This window comes from Streptococcus sp. 2741 (assembly GCF_013276315.1).
GTDB lineage: Bacteria > Bacillota > Bacilli > Lactobacillales > Streptococcaceae > Streptococcus > Streptococcus pseudopneumoniae.
This window is the reverse complement of sequence record NZ_VMKU01000041.1, coordinates 1-15,913: the sequence shown is the minus strand read 5'-3', so window position 1 is coordinate 15,913 and position 15,913 is coordinate 1. Positions and strand designations below refer to the sequence as shown.

The following is a 15,913-nucleotide window of genomic DNA, read 5'->3' as shown; positions in this document are numbered from 1 at the left end:
TGGTAAAGATGTAACTTATCGAGGGAGTGCCAATTTTATAAAGGCTAATGTCCTTATTACTGCTGCTCATAATATTTATAAACATGAGTTTGGTAAAGATGCAGAAGAACTATATGTTACTCCTGCTCGTATTCCAAATAGTGTGCCGTTTGGTCGGATAAAAGTAAAAGAAGCTCGCTATTTAAAAGAATTTCGAAATACTGATCCAGATGAGCTTACTACCTATGACTTAGCAGTTTTAATTTTGGAAGAACCGATTGGCGCTCAATTGGGGACGTTAGGACTTCCCAATAATTTAGAAAATACTAAAAATCTAGATGTAACAGTTACGGGATATTCTGCTGTTAATAAGGATATTAAGCAGATGTATACTGATACAAAAACGATACTTCAAGATACAAATGATTTTTTATTCTATCAAGTAGATACTTTGCGTGGTGCAAGCGGTTCAGCAGTATATGATTCTACCAATAGGGTTGTCGGAGTTCATACCAATGGGAGTAAGGCAGAACAGATGAATTATGCTGTCAAGTTAAATGAGAAGGCTCTATCTTTCATCTACTCTGTTATTAAAGGGCATTCTATTGATGGATGGAAGTTGATTAGTGATACTTGGTATTATTATAAGAATAGTAATAAACAAACAGGTTGGCAAAGTATAAATGGCAAATGGTATTATCTTGAAACCTCTGGTTCAATGTCCACAGGTTGGAAATATGTACGAGGAAGATGGTATTATTTAGATAAGACCAATGGTGATATGAAGACTGGTTGGTATAAAGATGGTTCAACATGGTACTATCTAGATCCTACTAATGGAGACATGAAAACAGGTTGGATAAAAGTAGGAGGAAACTGGTATTATCTCAATTCCTCTGGAGCAATGGTTACAGGTAGCCAAACTATCGATGGTAAAATTTATAATTTCGCCTCATCTGGTGAGTGGATTTAATATTGGAGGGTATATACATGAAACTTTTGAAAAAAATGATGCAAGTTGGATTAGCAGCAATATTCTTTGGTTTTCTAGCTACAAATGTAGTATTTGCAGATGATTCTGAAGGATGGCATTTTGTCCAAGAAAACGGAAGAACCTACTACAAGAAGGGGGACCTCAAAGAAACGGACTGGCGAGTGATTGATGGTAAGTACTATTATTTTGATTCTTTATCTGGAGAGATGGTTGTCGGCTGGCAATATATACCTGCTCCATACGAAGGGGTTACGATTGGTTCTTCTCTAAGGAAAGATATTGCTTTTAGACCAGATTGGTTTTACTTTGGTCAAGATGGGGTACTACAAGAATTTGTTGGCAAGCAAGTGTTAGAAGCAAAAACTGCTACAAATACCAACAAACATCATGGGGAACAATATGATAGCCCAGCAGAGAAACGAGTCTATTATTTTGAAGATCAGCGTAGTTATCACACCTTAAAAACTGGTTGGGTTTATGATAATGGGGACTGGTATTATTTGCAGAAGGATGGTGGCTTTGATTCTCGCATCAACAGATTGCCTGTTGGGGAGATAGCACGTGGTTGGATCAAGGATTATCCTCTAACCTATGATGAAGAGAAGCTTAAAGCGGCTCCATGGTACTACCTCCGTTCATCAGGAGCAATGGCCACTGGCTGGTATCAGGAAGGCTTAACTTGGTATTATTTAGACCAGTCAAACGGCGATATGAAAACAGGATGGCAATACCTTGGTAACAAGTGGTACTACCTCCGTTCATCAGGAGCAATGGCCACTGGCTGGTATAAGGATGGTTCAACTTGGTACTACCTAAATGCAAGTAATGGAGATATGAAGACAGGTTGGTTCCAGGTTAATGGCAAATGGTACTATGCTTATAGCTCAGGTGCTTTGGCAGTGAATACGACCGTAGACGGCTATTCTGTCAATTATAATGGCGAATGGGTTCGGTAATGACAGGGAGCTTATAATTATATTAGAACACTCGCTTAATCAAAGAAGTGACTTTGTTGTACTTGACCTGACGATTGGGGAGATTAAAAGCATGTGAAATCTACACATGCTTTTTCGTTAGTTATGAGTGTTGAACTTGACTAACCATTGACAAAAGATAAGAGCAATCAAAATAAGATACAAAAATATCAATGCTAACTGCACCGAAACGCTCGATGCTATGGATAGGGCTAATAGGGAGAGCAGGGACGGGGCGAGAATGTCCACTGTGCTCAGAGCAGAGCCCACCGTCCCCATCTTGTCACTGGGGATATAGGCAAAGACAGCTGCTTGTAGGCGAGGGCTGAGAATGCCGATAATCGTAGAACTGATGAAACTGGTCATGAAAATTACGATATAGGCTTGACAAAGGATACTAGTTATTAGAGCCAATAGGGAAATCTCACAGAAAACCAAGAGGTGCGTGAAACGGATATTTTTAAATAGATTACTGCTGGTCATATTGCCAAGGATAGCTCCACAAGAAATGATGATGGAGAGCAGGGCGAGGAGTTGCCCAATGCTCAGTTGTGCTAGTGTCTGTTGGATGAAGCGGAGGGCAATCAACCGAGGAGACACATCCAAGATGGCAATCATACTGGTCGTCAGAAACAGTAGTATGACGGTATCTTTTAACCTCAGGAGCACAGCCAGCGACTGTTTAAGATGTTGAAAATATTTCTTAAAACTCAGTGCTGTATGTGACATTTCAATCCTTTTTTCAACCTCATACAAGGTATGTCGAATAACATACAGGCCCCAAAAGGCAATGACAAAAGTCAGAGTGTTGATAAGGGAAATAGTTTGAATACTCATAACATTGATAAGGAATGCACCAGCTAGATTGGCGACAATGCGGACAACCCTCATCAGAGACTGCCTGAACCCCATGGCATCATGCAGGTCGTCCTTAATTATACTGATGTAGAGGGCGTTCATCATGTAGGCAGACAGGTAGCTCAAGGTGTCAGAGATAAGGTTGATGATGACAATCATAATGACTGAAACTAATGAAAAGGGCGACAAGACGAGAAATACTGTCAAAATAGCGTAGAGCAGGATTTTGATTTTGGCAATCCAGAGTGCGTGTTTGACTCTATTTTCTTGAAAATCTCCTAGAATTCCGAGAAAGAGTTGCGATAGTAGGGGAACCACCTCTGAAATGGAAATCAGTAAAATCGCTAGCGGAGCGAAATTGTACTGAGCCACATAATTGATAATGGCGAGGTAGAAAATACTGTCGCCGAATGATGAAAAACAGCTGTTTAGCAGCAACTGTCTATATATGTTGTTTGTCCAAAATAATTTCATACTTTTCTCCTTATTTCTGCACATCGAATGGGAATTTATTATTTAATAGACACCAATATACCCCCATGCTTCAAACAAATCTGCTTTACTCCTATCTCCTTGAAACATCAGTAAATCGTGATCATCTCGTTCAGAACATGCTAAAATTACCTGTTGGATTTTTTTCATCAGTAATTTGTTTTGATTGTAGACAGTGGTTTGTAGTAAGCTAGTTATTCCGTGGCAATATCCTGTCATCATTTTTAGATGATGGTTAAAAACAAATTATTGATATTTACTAATAATATCTTTGTTTCCGTCACAATCGTACATACAAAGATATAAGATTATTCCGGAAATTCCTTTGCACCAAGAAAGTTGTAAATTTCCTAAATTTTTAGTATTAGAAGTAATTTTTTCTAATAATTTTTTTAATTCAGTATGGAATGTATGGAGATCATTATAGAACATAGAAGGTTCTAAGACTTTAGAATAGGCAAATAAAGCCTATGCAATTCCACAATATCCATGAGCAAAGCTATAGTCTAAAATGCTTTCTTTGGCTGTATCTCTTTGTAGGAAATAATGCTAAATTTCCCCTATACTATTGTGGATGAAAATTTTAAGAGTATTGTCATTGGTAAATTGATAGTATTTTATTAATGACAATAGGACACCAGATTTTCTCAATGCAAAGTCTATTTCCTCTAGAGTATCATAATTCTCTATTAATTTCTTAGCGGTGACGTTTGCTAATTGTAGATAGTATTGATTTTTACTGATAGAAAATAAATGTAGGAGTAACCATAGATAGCCTGAATCACCAAATAGCAGCGAGTATTGATATTCATATGTGTGTGTCGTTCTAATTGTCACTGCTTTCTTGATGATAGAGAGTATTTTAGAATCCAGTTCTGGGGGGACAATTTATTTAGAGGAAACAGTAGTCCAGCTATTCCGTGTTGGAATGATAAATTACTTACGAAATTTCCAAATTCTGTTGAAGAAGTGATCCTTCCTTCAGAATTTACAGTTTTATCTAGTAAAAATCGTAGAACACTATTACATTCCGTTTTGTAATCATATTTATGTTCCTCTATTTTTTTAATTTTGACTAAATTATTTGTTTGACTTAAATTTAGTAGGTATTGTAACCAAAATAGTTGCTCATCTGTGAGCTGACCTTGAGTATGTGATAGTTCTAGTAATTGAATAGGATCCTTTAGTTAGATTCGATCAATCCATAACATAACAACATTTTTAGGACAACTTGTCAAATATTAGTATATATTTTTACATCTTGAATTGTCAAATTAAGTGCATAACTTTCCCGTAGCATATGTACTGACCCCCAAAAGTTAGACAATTAATTTATCCAAAGGATTTAGTTCTGTACTGCACAGGACTAAGTCCTTTTAGTTTTACCTTAATTCGTTTATTGTTGTAGTAATCAATATAGTCTACAATAGCTTGTTCCAATTGCTTAAGCGACTGAAACGACTTCTCATAACCGTAAAACATTTCCGATTTCAGAATCCCAAAGAAAGATTCCATCATGCCGTTGTCTGGGCTGTTGCCCTTGCGTGACATGGATGCTTGAATTCCCTTACTCTCTAGGAACCGATGATAAGAATCGTGTTGATATTGCCAGCCTTGGTCACTATGGAGAATCGTATTCTCATAGCGCTTCTCTTTGAATGCCTGTTCCAACATTGTTTGTACTTGTTCTAAGTTGGGTGAAGTTGAAAGATTATAGGCGATAATTTCACTATTAAAGCCATCTAAAACTGGTGATAAGTAAAGCTTTTGAGTACTTGCTGGAATGGCAAATTCTGTCACATCTGTGTAGCACTTTTCCATTGTTTTAGAGCCTTCAAATTGACGTTGAATGAGATTCTCTGCTTTCTTACCAACGTCTCCTTTATGAGAAGAATATTTTCGTTTCTGTCGCATTTTAGCTTGTAAATTGAGTACTTTCATCAAGCCTTGAACTCTTTTATGATTTACTAGATAACCACGATTTCTTAGTTCTAAATAAATCCGACGATAAGCATAATTTCCCTTGTGTTCGATAAAGATGGATTGAATTTCAGCTTTAAGCTCTTGGTCCTTATCTGGTTTATCTAGCTGTTTCAAGTGATAGTAGTAGGTCGAACGAGCTAGTTTAATGGCTTTTAAAAGAAGATCTAACGAAAACTCAGTCATTAATTCTTGAACAATTTCTGTCTTTCTTCTTTCTCTTCTTTCTCTTTTTCCTCCTTCAATCGGAGTTCTCTTAACTTTTTTAGGATGGCATTCTCCGCTCTCAGGTACTCATTTTCTGCTTGAAGACGTTCTAATTCTGTCCTCTCTTCAGGTCTCGTTTTTGGCTTACGTCCCATTTTAGGTACTCTCCCTCTTGTTTTCTCAACAATAGTATACCCGTTTTTCCTGTATTGTGCTAGCCAATTAAGAAGTATCGTACGACTTGGGAGGCCGTATTCAAGAGAAACTCTATCTTTAGTCCAGCCTTCATGTATGACTTTATCAATCATTTCTTGTTTTAAATCAGGAGAATAGTAACGATTTTTTCCTTTTTTGACGAACTCTATTCCGTAACGATCAATCAATTTAATCATATACCTAAGATTAGAATTATTTATCCCAAATTTATTTGAAAGCTTCTCTAAGCTATATCCTTGTTTTCTAAGTTCATAGATCTGAACTTTATCATCATAAGTTAATTTCATAATAAAAACACCCCAAAAGTTAGATTTTTTCTGTCTAACTTTTGGGGTGCAGTTCACCTAATATTATGCGTTTTTTCCTATTTTAAAGACTTTTATCCACCTATTATACAAAGTTAAATATCCATCACAGTTTACCATTAGCCTTCATTGCTTAACCCATTCGCCATTATAGTTTAAGTAGTAACCACCTACTGTGGTATTAACAGCTAAAGCACCTGAACCATAGGCATAGTACCATTTACCATTGACTTGGAACCAGCCTGTCTTCATATCTCCATTACTTGCATTTAGGTAGTACCAAGTTGAACCATCTTTCACCCAACCAGTAGACATTGCACCTGATGAACGAAGGTAGTACCAACTGTTACCAACATAAGCCCAACCTGTCTTCATATCACCATTTTGAGCATCTAGATAATACCAAGTTGAACCATCTTTCACCCAACCAGTTGCCATAGCACCTGATGAACGGAGATAGTACCAGTTATTATCTAGATATTGCCATCCTGTTTGCATTGCAGCAGTTGTTGGATCAAGGTAGTACCAAGCTGAACCATCATTTATCCAACCTGCACGTCTTTCACCACCAATATAGTTTTCTCCATTAATTTCTGTTTTAGCTAGATAATACCAGTTAGACTGATCATAAAGCCAACCTGTCTCTAAAGAATGATTCTGATTAAAGTAATAGTTCGTGTAATAACGCTTCTCTTCTTTATCTTCTGAATCTTCACGTTTTTCCCCGTACTCTTTTCCAACACTGTCTTTTGTTTTAATCTCTAATGCTTTCCAGCCAACAAATTCTTGTAGTACCCCATCTTGTCCAAAATAGTACCACTTGTGTTGAAGGCCGATTTCATTAACTGGTTGGTTATCTAATAAATCATCACGATAACCTGTTCCAGGAATTTCTAAGTATTGCCATCCAACTACCATTTCTCCTTTATCACCAAAATAGTAAGTTTTTCCGTCTATTTTATGCCAATAGATTGCTTTATGAGCATCTTTTACATAATATTTTCTATTATCCTTATCAACAAATTGGCCACCTGTGGTATCCGCAAAAACAGTATTTGTAGCTAGCAAACCAAAGAAAAATGCTGTCAGTCCAACTTGCATAGTTTTTTTCAAAAGTTTCATTTATATGTCCTCCAATATTAAATCCACTCACCAGATGAAGCAAAATTATAAACTTTACCATCGATAGTTTGGCTACCTGTTACCATAGCTCCACTTGAGTTAAGATAATACCAGTTTCCTCCTACTTTTATCCAACCTGTTTTCATGTCTCCATTAGTAGGATCTAGATAGTACCATGTTGAACCATCTTTATACCAACCAGTCTTCATATCACCATTTTTATTATCTAAGTAATACCATCTGCCTCGTACATTTTTCCAACCTGTTGCCATTGAACCAGAGGTTCCCAAATAATACCATTTTCCATTTACTTTTTGCCAATCTGTAAGCATCTTACCAGAAGCATCTAGATAGTACCAAGTATCATCTATTTTCTGCCAACCCGTTTGTTTATCATGTTGTTTATAATAGTACCAACTGCCACTTAATTTTTTCCATCCTTCAAGAGAATATCCTTTAAGTACTGAATAAATAAATGATAAATTCTGTTCATTTAATTTTACTGCGCTATTAACTTGGTTAGCTTCATCTCCCAAAGTATGTACTCCGACTACACGGTGACTAGCATCATAAACAGCAGATCCACTTGATCCCCCCAAAGTATCAACTTGATAATTCAAAAAAGTACCATCATCACTTAAAACTTGTTTTTTATCTGTATACATTTGATGAATTCCAAAATCATATGATGGATATCCTGTAATCGTCACTGGTGTTCCAGCCAAATTTTTCTGACTATTTGGAAGCCCCAGTGTTCCCAATTTTGCGCCAATAGGCTCTTCTAGAATTAATAGAGCCAAGTCATATTTCGATGCATCTCTAGAATTTAAAGTTCTAAATTCTTTCAAATAACGAACTTCCTTAACCTTGATCTTTCCAAATGGTTCCTGATCTGGACTAGCTGCTGGAAGTACATAAATAGCATCCGCTTCTTTTCCATATTTATGACTGTAGAAGTTATGAGCTGCTGTAATTAAAACATTATCTTTAATAAAATTCGCGCTTCCTCTTCCTTCTATATTCGTTCCATTGGCTACACCATTGTACTCAGACAAAACCATAGCTGAAGTTGAATACGGATATTGTAGAGTATTATCAATTTTAACCAAATCATCATTACCGATAATTACTTCTGATTGATTTTGGTAATATGAACCATATGTTGGCGAAATCTCAGGAAGTGAAAAATTATTAGTTTCTGGACTTTCCTGTAATGTTTCACTCACCTCATATTCTTCACCTGTACTAGAAATAACAGTCAAAGCAGATACTGTCGACAACTGGCTAGCCAATAAAGTACTCGCAATAATTGAAATACCCAATTTTTTATAAAACGTTTTCTTCATTATTTTTATCCTCCTAATGTGATTATAGCATACTATTCTAAATTTCTCAATCTACTATAGAATCAAGAAATCTACCACCTTCTGTAAATACCCTCCATTATCACATAAACAGGTAAACTTTTCAATTAATGACTGCGCTTTTCAATCACGATAGAGGTACTTGCTTGCTTCTTTGATACTAAGTTCAGCCATTCTTTCCTTGTTTTTCTCAATAAAGCATGTTACCCAAGTTGGATTCGTTTTGGAGTAGTCTCGCAGAGTCCAGCCAATGGCTTTATTGGTAAAAAATTCTGTTTGGTTCAAGTTATGAAGGAGAATCTTTTCCATTAATTGAGTATTGGTCTTCTCTTTTCTTAATAACTGGTGGTCAATAGCGACGCGTCTCAACCAGATATTGTCTGACAGGCTCCATTGGAGGATTATTTTTTCCAGTTCCTGCTTCTCATACACCAAACTCCCTACTACTCGATCTAGGATATCCACCGTATCCCACCAAGACTTGGTAACAACCAACTGCTCTAGCTTAGGCAAATCGCTGTCCTTTAAATAAGACTGCATTGCTTTCAAATAGTTAGCAGCCACATACTGGTATTCTCTAGATTCTTTTTCCCAGCAAGTATCTGCAAAATCCCAATCGATAATCTTTGTTTTTTCGCTTCTGGAAAATATTTTTATAGAGTTTATTTCTTTCAGGCACCGCAATACCTAGAAAAGAAAATTGATGGCGCATATGGGCTTCCATGGGTCTTGCTTTTTAGAGTCTTTTGCTGCTTCTAGCTCCTCAAGTAAATCTGCTAAACTCATCTAAAACTCTTCATGCCCCACCAAATGGTGCTGAAAGGCATAGACAGCCGCCTGGGTGCGATCGCTGACTTCAAGTTTGGCAAGGATATTGGACACATGGGTCTTGACCGTCTTGAGAGAGATAAAAAGTTCATCAGCGATACGCTGATTTTCGTAGCCCTTGGCGATGAGTTGGAGAACATCTCGCTCACGCGCAGTCAGGTCCTCATGTAGTTCTATGTGATTGCGGTGGTATTCGACTTTTTTGCTGACCTCTTGCTCAATGGCCAACTCCCCAGCAGCCACCTTACGGACAGCATGGAGCAGTTCGTCGGCACTAGAAGTCTTGAGCATATAGCCACGAGCACCTGCATCTAAGACAGGCATGATTTTTTCATTGTCCAAGTAAGAAGTCACAATTAAAATCTTGGCTTCAGGCCATTCTTTAAGGATGGCCAAGGTCGCGTCAATTCCATTCATCTCAGGCATGACAATATCCATGACAATGACATTCGGACGCAATTTCAAGGCCAAGTCAATACCTTGAGACCCGTTTGCCGCCTCGCCCACAACTTCTACATCATCTTGGAGATCAAAGTAGCTTTTCAAGCCCAATCGGACCATTTCATGGTCATCTACTAGTAAAATTTTCATCTTTACTCCTTTATCATTCCTTATCGAGCAGGGGAATACGAATATCAACTGCCAGTCCTTGCTTGGGAGCTGTCAATAACTGAACCGTCCCTGCCATATCTTCAACCCGCTCCTTGATATTGCGTAGTCCATAACTCAGGTCGTCTAAACTCCCTAACTGGAAACCAATCCCATTGTCCACCACCTTCAGCTGCAATTCAACATCTGTCTGATAGAGATAGACATCCAGACAAGATGCCTGGGCATGGCGAAGGGTATTGCTGATCAACTCTTGCAGAATACGGAAGATATGCTCCTCGATTTTTTTAGGCAATTTCGTCACATTTTGCTTGAAACTAACCTTGAGATCACTCTTATCCTCAAGCTCTTTTAAAAGGATTTGAATTCCTTCAACCAGACTCTTCTGCTCCAGCTCAACTGGTCGCAAATGCAAGAGCAAGACCCGTAAATCCTTCTGGGCAGTTTCTACAATAGCTGTGACACTCTGCAACTGGATCTGCATCTTTTCTCTATCCAATTTCAAAGCCTGTTGACTGACACCTGACAAAATCATGTGAGCCGCAAACAACTCCTGACTGACGGTATCGTGCAAATCCCGAGCAATTCGCTTCCGTTCTTTCTCGATGATTTCCTCTTCCTGAGCAAGGCTGTGATTTTCAGCCTTTTGAAGAGCTTCTGTCAAAAGGTTAAGTTTACCTGACAAGGACTTGAAACTGACATCCAAATCTGGATCTGCAACTTGAACCACTTCTTGCCCTGCCAATAAACGCTTGAGATTAGCCTGCATTTTTCTTAGAGAAAGCTCTTCAATACCTCGCCAAAATAGGGCTAAGAGACAGGTCATGGACATGCTGAACACCAACAACAAAAAGACAAATTTTTCTGTTTTTTCGACATCATGCAAGAAAATAGACCAGTCAAAATCAAGGATTTCCATCAAGCTGTGGGAGAAAAACAAGACAAATAAGATGGAGGTGAGAACAATGATTACATAGGCTTGTTTTTTCATCCTCTGACCACCTCCACATCCCCAATCATAGTAGTCAAGAAAATCTTGACACTCTTGTTACTCTTGAGATAGTCTCTTGTTTCTTGATGATAGTGTTCATTGCGAAGGGCTCGCTTGGGCTGATTGAAAAAATTCAAATCCCCATAGAGACAGTTAACGCTAAGGCTGACTTCCACATCTACAGGTACAATGATTTTGGTCGTTCCTACCATCTTTCTGAGGATAATGACATTGTCATGATTGGTTAGAATCACCCTCTCCAGATGAATGGTGTCCTTGCCCATGAGACGAAAGAGATTGATATCATCAAACTGGCAAGTTTGATAACTTGAAAAATGATGGAGATTGCCAAACCAACGATTTTTCTCCTTCTTAACCGTCACAACCTCTTCAAAAACCAAATTTGTCTGCTCTTTTTCCTGGTTCATCATCGGGTAAAGAAGAAAGAGACTATAGATGACCGCAACAAAAATAGCTAGAATCACAAAAGGATTGAGCATGACGATGAAAAAGAAGAGAATGCTTGCCACCACTAAAAGAAGATTATTGCCCTCTTTACCAGTGTAATAGCGAATCAAAAGCAAAAAGAGGAATAAAATCAGCAGAAAACGTGAAAAATGCTCTGAAACCATCAAAATCAGAGCTCCCGTCAAAAGACAGGCTTCGATAAATAAAAAGATTTTAAATTTTCTCATAGGTTGATCCTCTCCTTTCTATTTTATCACACTTCAAAAAAGTCACCTCAGTCTGAGGATGGAAAAAAGGCGGTGGTCACGCCTTTTTCATCTGATCCTTTGCTTCTTTTAATTTTCCATAAAGAAGATAGTCTACTTTTTGCAAATCTGCTATGGTGGCACAATTAAGAGCACACATAATCAAACGCAGATCGTCTTTCCAGCCTTGAACAATACCAATCACTTCTTCAACTGAATAGGTTTCAACCAATTCCAGAACTGTTCGTGACAGTCCTACAGCTTTGGCACCAAAGACCAAACACTTAATCATATCCAGCGGATTCCGAACGCCTCCACTAACCAAGAGTTCGACCTTGTCTTTCCATTCTTGGGCGTTGAGTAGGGCCTGCACGGTAGACTGTCCCCATTGATTGAGGTAATCACGCTGGCCACTGCGACGGTTTTCGATATAGGCAAAGCTGGTGCCACCACGACCTGATAAATCCACTGTACGAACACCCAGTTCATAGGCTCTCTCGATGGTCTTGGCATCCATTCCAAAGCCCACTTCCTTGAGAACAATAGGAACAGGAATTTGCTGGCTATAGTCTGCCAGATGCGATTGCCAGCTTCTGAACTTCCTTTCTCCCTCAGGCATAAGCAATTCCTGCATGACATTGACATGCACTTGCAGGAGAAGAGGATGCATCTCTTCTACAGTCTGAAGGCCTAACTCGACAGGCTTGTCCAATCCAATATTGGTTCCAAGGAGGAGATTGGGATGACTAGACTTGACAGAAAAAGAGTCATCTGCTGGATCTTTGAGTGCTGCGCTATAAGAACCCGTTACAAATAAAATACCACAGGCTTCTGCCACTTGAGCCAACTTTTGATTGATTTCTTTACCTTTTTCACTCCCACCTGTCATGGCATTGATATAAAAAGGAAAATCCCACTTTCGACCAGCAAACTCTGTCGACAGATCGATTTCATCCAGATTGTAAAGAGGCAAGGAAGAATGAAGCAGCTCCACCTCATCAAAGCTATTATAGGAACTTTTCTGCTCAAGGGCATAGCGGATGTGCTCATCCTTACGATTTGTCGTCATGTCCTATCCTTTCTTGGTATAAGAGCTCAATCCCCAGATCGGCCCAACGGTTTTTTAGGGTTTCAGTTGATTGCTCATCAAAACTCAAGGCAATACCACAATCACCACCACCAGCGCCACTGCTTTTGGCAACGGCTTGCAAATCTTGACTGGCTTCTTTCAGCTGTCTAAGCGAAGGCGTATAAATATCTGCGCTCAAGCCTTCTAAGAGATTGCTGGCTGTTTCCACCTGCTCAATAACTTTTTCGGATTTCCCCTGCTCCAAGGCTTCTACCAGAGAAGCCACTGTTTCTTTTGAGGAACTTAAAAAATTCTGATTGATATTTTGCTTGATTTGTTGAACCATATCACTAGATACAGCCACTTCCTTGGTCCATCCCACTAGGAAATCACATTCTAAAGTTGGTTTCACTTGTGAAATTGAAAAGTCCCAATCACGCTCTAAAACAGTCGCCAAATTTTCTTCTTTCAACCAAGCTGCTACCTGCTGGCGATCAAATGACTGGTAAAGAACCAAATCCTCTGCCACAATACAGGCAAGGTCCCCCATAGACCCATTGTCTCCGCGCTTGAGCAAGACAGCGCTAGCCAGCTTGAACAAAAGCTCCTGATCAACCGAAAGCTTATACAGAGCTAGCAGAGCCTTGATGACCAAAACAACGACGCTACCGCTAGAACCTAGACCAAACTTTTTCCCTTCCCGTTCCATTTTTCCTCGAATTTCTAGAGAAAAATGTCTTAAAGTTTGACCTCGATAAGTCAGGAAATCTTCCACTAAAGCAATCGTTTCTTGAATCAAGCTGTAGTCAGAATTTGGCGCCAAATCTACTGCGAAATCAAACAGATCTGAATAAATACGGTAGCTGTCAGAAAAAGCAATATCGCCCTTCATATAGATGGGAATGGCCTTTATCAAGGCCAACTGTCCGGGCTCTAAAATAGCATATTCACCTGCCCAATAGAGCTTTCCACAAGTTTTAACAGCAATCATCTTGACTCAAATCCTTTGTTTTTGACACAATCAAGCGGTAACGTTGACCGAAGATTTTTGATAAATGCTCCAAGTCTTTCTCTTGACAAAGAACTTTGACATTAGGACCGGCATCCATAGTAAAGTAGCAGGCCTCTCCTTGCTCGCGAAGTTGACGAACAAAGTCCATCGCTTCATAAGATGAATCGGTCAGATAAGAAAAGGCTGGTGATGCTGTTTTTGTCGTAGCGTGCATAGCAAGAGCATTTTTCTCCGTTAATTCTCCAATCTTGGCAAAGTCATTTTCCTTGAGATAAATCAGCATATCCTGATAGTCCTTCTCAGACTGACGAACCCAGTCGTCAAAAGTCGTCGAAGTCTCCACACAAAGTTTCATCCCGTCACGGCTAGAGATTGGTTTTTTCTTGTCCTCTAGCACCAACATGATCATAGCTAGTTTCAAGTTTGTCTCTACAGGGTAAATTCCCCCACTATCCTTGTCCCAGGCACCTAGTGGTCCATAAAAACTCCGAGAAGAAGAACCTGAGGCAAACTTAGCCTCCTGTGCCAACTGACTCCGAGACAAACCAAGCTGGAAATAAGCATTACAAGCCTTGACCAGGGCGGACAAACCACTAGAACTTGAGGACAGACCCGCTGCCGTAGGCATATTATTTTGAGTATCGATACGGACAAAGCCCTCACCAGCTGGACGATAACGGTCAATAATCTTACTCATCTTGGCATGCTCGACCTCATTTTGTAGCTGAGCATTGATGTAAAATTCGTCAGCTGTTACATTGGCTGGTAAAGGCGACAAGGTCGTCTCTGTATACATATTTTCCAAAGTTAGAGAAATACTGCTAGTAGCAGGCACTATCTCTTTTTCTTTTTTCTTTCCCCAATATTTGATAATAGCAATATTTGCGTAGGAACGTACTGTTACAGGCTCTCTATCCATGTCTGAACAGCTCCTTTCTCTTCTAATCTTTCTGCTAATTCTTGTGCGTGTGTCAAATTATCTGCCAAGGCTATAATACAGCCTCCTAGCCCACCACCGCTCATCTTGGCACCCAGAGCACCATGGCTAAGAGCCGTTTCAACCAGATGGTCTGCCTCAGGGCTACTGACCCCAATTTCTTTTAAATGTAAATGCGCTTGACTGAGGATTTGTCCCAGTTCTTCAGCATCTTTTTGTGAAATCGCATCCTCTGCCTGCTGGGTCAATTCTCCCAAGGCATGCAAAAATGGTAGGGCATCCTTGCCCTTATTTTGAACCACTTGGATGGCTTCACGAGTATGACCATAAACACCCGTATCGGCAATCACCAAATAGGCGGATAAATCCATCTCAAGTTCTGTAAATCCTACGTTCTTGATAAAGCGAATAGGTTGGTCACTGAGACAGGTCTTAGCATCCAAACCACTAGGATTCATATGGGCAATCATTTCAGCTCGATTGACCAAGATTTCTAGTACATCATGAGGCAGATCGGCCTGATAGTAGTCAAATACCGCACGAATGGCCGCTATGCTGATAGCCGCTGACGAACCCATCCCCCGTTTCTCAGGGATAGCCGAGTCAATCTCACAACGAATGCAGGCTTCTGTGATATCCAAATACTCCAGTGAGGCATAAACCGCCATGGACAAGGTATCCTCCTCATAAAGGCGCCAAGGACTCTCTGCAGGAACTACCTTACAGGTCACCTCCACCTCCAAAAGAGGCAGGGAAATGGCAGGATAACCGTAAACGACCGCATGTTCCCCTATTAAAATTATCTTACTATGTGCCTGACCGACACCAACTTTTTTTGTCATTTTTTCCTTTTACTAGACGAAAAACGTCTTATTTTTCATACAAGTATTAATTCTTTCCTATCTATTTTATTATATTTTCACAAAAAAAGCGATTGTTTCCATTCACAATCGCTTCTTTCATTATTGAACCCATTCGCCATTATAGTTGACAGAATAGCCATTTACAGTCGTATTCACTGCCAAGGCACCTGAGCTATAAGCGCGTAGTACCATCTGCCATTGACCTGGAACCAACCTGTCGTCATAGAACGACGAAAGAAACTCCATACCGTTAAGTAAAGAGGAAAGTCGTGAGGGAGCATGCGCCATTGACAACCTGTTTTAGTGACGTACAAAGTCTCATTAACAAGTACTCGTTTCGGCCATTTATAGGTGCGGTGTTTGGAGAAATAGGGTTCAATCTCCCAAGAGGCATAGGGGT

At 39.4% G+C, this 15,913-nt stretch carries 13 protein-coding genes and 3 pseudogenes; 2 read left to right on the top strand and 14 right to left on the bottom strand.

Annotation, left to right across the window (positions count from 1 at the left end; translation table 11 throughout):
• On the top strand, window positions 1-952 hold a 952-nt coding region (locus tag HT671_RS05080), incomplete at its 5' end, for a trypsin-like peptidase domain-containing protein (protein WP_188093799.1).
• Between the two features lie 17 nt (window positions 953-969).
• Window positions 970-1,929 (top strand): choline-binding protein CbpF, encoded by a 960-nt coding sequence (cbpF, locus tag HT671_RS05075; RefSeq protein WP_138703142.1) that lies wholly within the window; start codon window positions 970-972, stop codon window positions 1,927-1,929.
• 117 nt (window positions 1,930-2,046) lie between these two features.
• Here cbpF and HT671_RS05070 read toward each other — a convergent pair whose 3' ends face one another.
• The 14 genes and pseudogenes from HT671_RS05070 to HT671_RS11590 all read right to left on the bottom strand — a co-directional run bounded on the left by HT671_RS05070 (window position 2,047) and on the right by HT671_RS11590 (window position 15,893).
• Window positions 2,047-3,279 (bottom strand): MFS transporter, encoded by a 1,233-nt coding sequence (locus HT671_RS05070; protein WP_000765697.1) that lies wholly within the window; start codon window positions 3,277-3,279, stop codon window positions 2,047-2,049.
• A 517-nt stretch (window positions 3,280-3,796) separates the two neighbouring features.
• Window positions 3,797-4,134: pseudogene (locus HT671_RS11595) on the bottom strand (lantibiotic-modifying protein).
• Between the two features lie 495 nt (window positions 4,135-4,629).
• Window positions 4,630-5,987, bottom strand: a protein-coding gene (locus tag HT671_RS05065; protein ID WP_166735450.1) for an IS3 family transposase whose coding sequence is annotated in 2 segments (ribosomal slippage) — window positions 4,630-5,546 and window positions 5,546-5,987 — 1,359 coding nt in all. Because the reading frame shifts where the segments join, the coding sequence is not laid out codon by codon here.
• Window positions 5,988-6,131: 144 nt separating this feature from the next.
• Window positions 6,132-7,127 (bottom strand): choline-binding protein CbpJ, encoded by a 996-nt coding sequence (cbpJ, locus tag HT671_RS05060; protein WP_172923069.1) that lies wholly within the window; start codon window positions 7,125-7,127, stop codon window positions 6,132-6,134.
• Window positions 7,128-7,144: 17 nt separating this feature from the next.
• A complete protein-coding gene (locus HT671_RS05055) occupies window positions 7,145-8,188 on the bottom strand; it encodes a serine protease (protein ID WP_205380468.1) in 1,044 nt (347 codons plus the stop codon).
• Between the two features lie 426 nt (window positions 8,189-8,614).
• Window positions 8,615-9,277 (bottom strand): annotated as a pseudogene (locus HT671_RS05050) (DNA alkylation repair protein).
• Window positions 9,278-9,910, bottom strand: coding sequence for a response regulator transcription factor (locus HT671_RS05040; protein WP_000698420.1), 633 nt, complete (start codon window positions 9,908-9,910; stop codon window positions 9,278-9,280).
• 13 nt (window positions 9,911-9,923) lie between these two features.
• A complete protein-coding gene (locus HT671_RS05035; RefSeq protein WP_000743691.1) occupies window positions 9,924-10,919 on the bottom strand; it encodes a sensor histidine kinase in 996 nt (331 codons plus the stop codon).
• Entirely contained in the window at window positions 10,916-11,614 is a 699-nt protein-coding gene (liaF, locus tag HT671_RS05030; protein WP_001224643.1) for a cell wall-active antibiotics response protein LiaF, read from the bottom strand. Before liaF ends, HT671_RS05035 begins: the two co-directional genes overlap by 4 nt.
• Before the next feature lie 76 nt (window positions 11,615-11,690).
• On the bottom strand, window positions 11,691-12,701 hold the full coding sequence (gene fni / locus HT671_RS05025; protein WP_000210663.1) for a type 2 isopentenyl-diphosphate Delta-isomerase: 1,011 nt from the start codon (window positions 12,699-12,701) through the stop codon (window positions 11,691-11,693).
• Window positions 12,685-13,692, bottom strand: coding sequence for a phosphomevalonate kinase (locus tag HT671_RS05020; RefSeq protein WP_000562398.1), 1,008 nt, complete (start codon window positions 13,690-13,692; stop codon window positions 12,685-12,687). The genes fni and HT671_RS05020 overlap by 17 nt, the downstream gene beginning before the upstream one ends.
• Complete coding sequence (mvaD, locus tag HT671_RS05015; RefSeq protein ID WP_000373448.1) at window positions 13,679-14,632, bottom strand: diphosphomevalonate decarboxylase; 954 nt, start codon at window positions 14,630-14,632, stop codon at window positions 13,679-13,681. The genes HT671_RS05020 and mvaD overlap by 14 nt, the downstream gene beginning before the upstream one ends.
• Window positions 14,614-15,492 carry a mevalonate kinase gene (mvk, locus tag HT671_RS05010; protein WP_000163312.1) on the bottom strand — a complete coding sequence of 293 codons (879 nt, stop codon included), beginning with the start codon at window positions 15,490-15,492 and terminating at the stop codon, window positions 14,614-14,616. The genes mvaD and mvk overlap by 19 nt, the downstream gene beginning before the upstream one ends.
• A gap of 120 nt (window positions 15,493-15,612) precedes the next feature.
• A pseudogene (locus HT671_RS11590) lies at window positions 15,613-15,893 on the bottom strand (transposase).
• Between the last annotated feature and the right edge of the window lie 20 nt (window positions 15,894-15,913).

Coding starts and splice junctions, on each gene's coding strand:
- cbpF (WP_138703142.1), top strand. CDS start 970: ATGAAACTTTTGAAAAAAATGATGCAAGTTGGATTAGCAGCAATATTC.
- HT671_RS05070 (WP_000765697.1), bottom strand. CDS start 3,279: ATGAAATTATTTTGGACAAACAACATATATAGACAGTTGCTGCTAAAC.
- cbpJ (WP_172923069.1), bottom strand. CDS start 7,127: ATGAAACTTTTGAAAAAAACTATGCAAGTTGGACTGACAGCATTTTTC.
- HT671_RS05055 (WP_205380468.1), bottom strand. CDS start 8,188: ATGGTTTTGTCTGAGTACAATGGTGTAGCCAATGGAACGAATATAGAA.
- HT671_RS05040 (WP_000698420.1), bottom strand. CDS start 9,910: ATGAAAATTTTACTAGTAGATGACCATGAAATGGTCCGATTGGGCTTG.
- HT671_RS05035 (WP_000743691.1), bottom strand. CDS start 10,919: ATGAAAAAACAAGCCTATGTAATCATTGTTCTCACCTCCATCTTATTT.
- liaF (WP_001224643.1), bottom strand. CDS start 11,614: ATGAGAAAATTTAAAATCTTTTTATTTATCGAAGCCTGTCTTTTGACG.
- fni (WP_000210663.1), bottom strand. CDS start 12,701: ATGACGACAAATCGTAAGGATGAGCACATCCGCTATGCCCTTGAGCAG.
- HT671_RS05020 (WP_000562398.1), bottom strand. CDS start 13,692: ATGATTGCTGTTAAAACTTGTGGAAAGCTCTATTGGGCAGGTGAATAT.
- mvaD (WP_000373448.1), bottom strand. CDS start 14,632: ATGGATAGAGAGCCTGTAACAGTACGTTCCTACGCAAATATTGCTATT.
- mvk (WP_000163312.1), bottom strand. CDS start 15,492: ATGACAAAAAAAGTTGGTGTCGGTCAGGCACATAGTAAGATAATTTTA.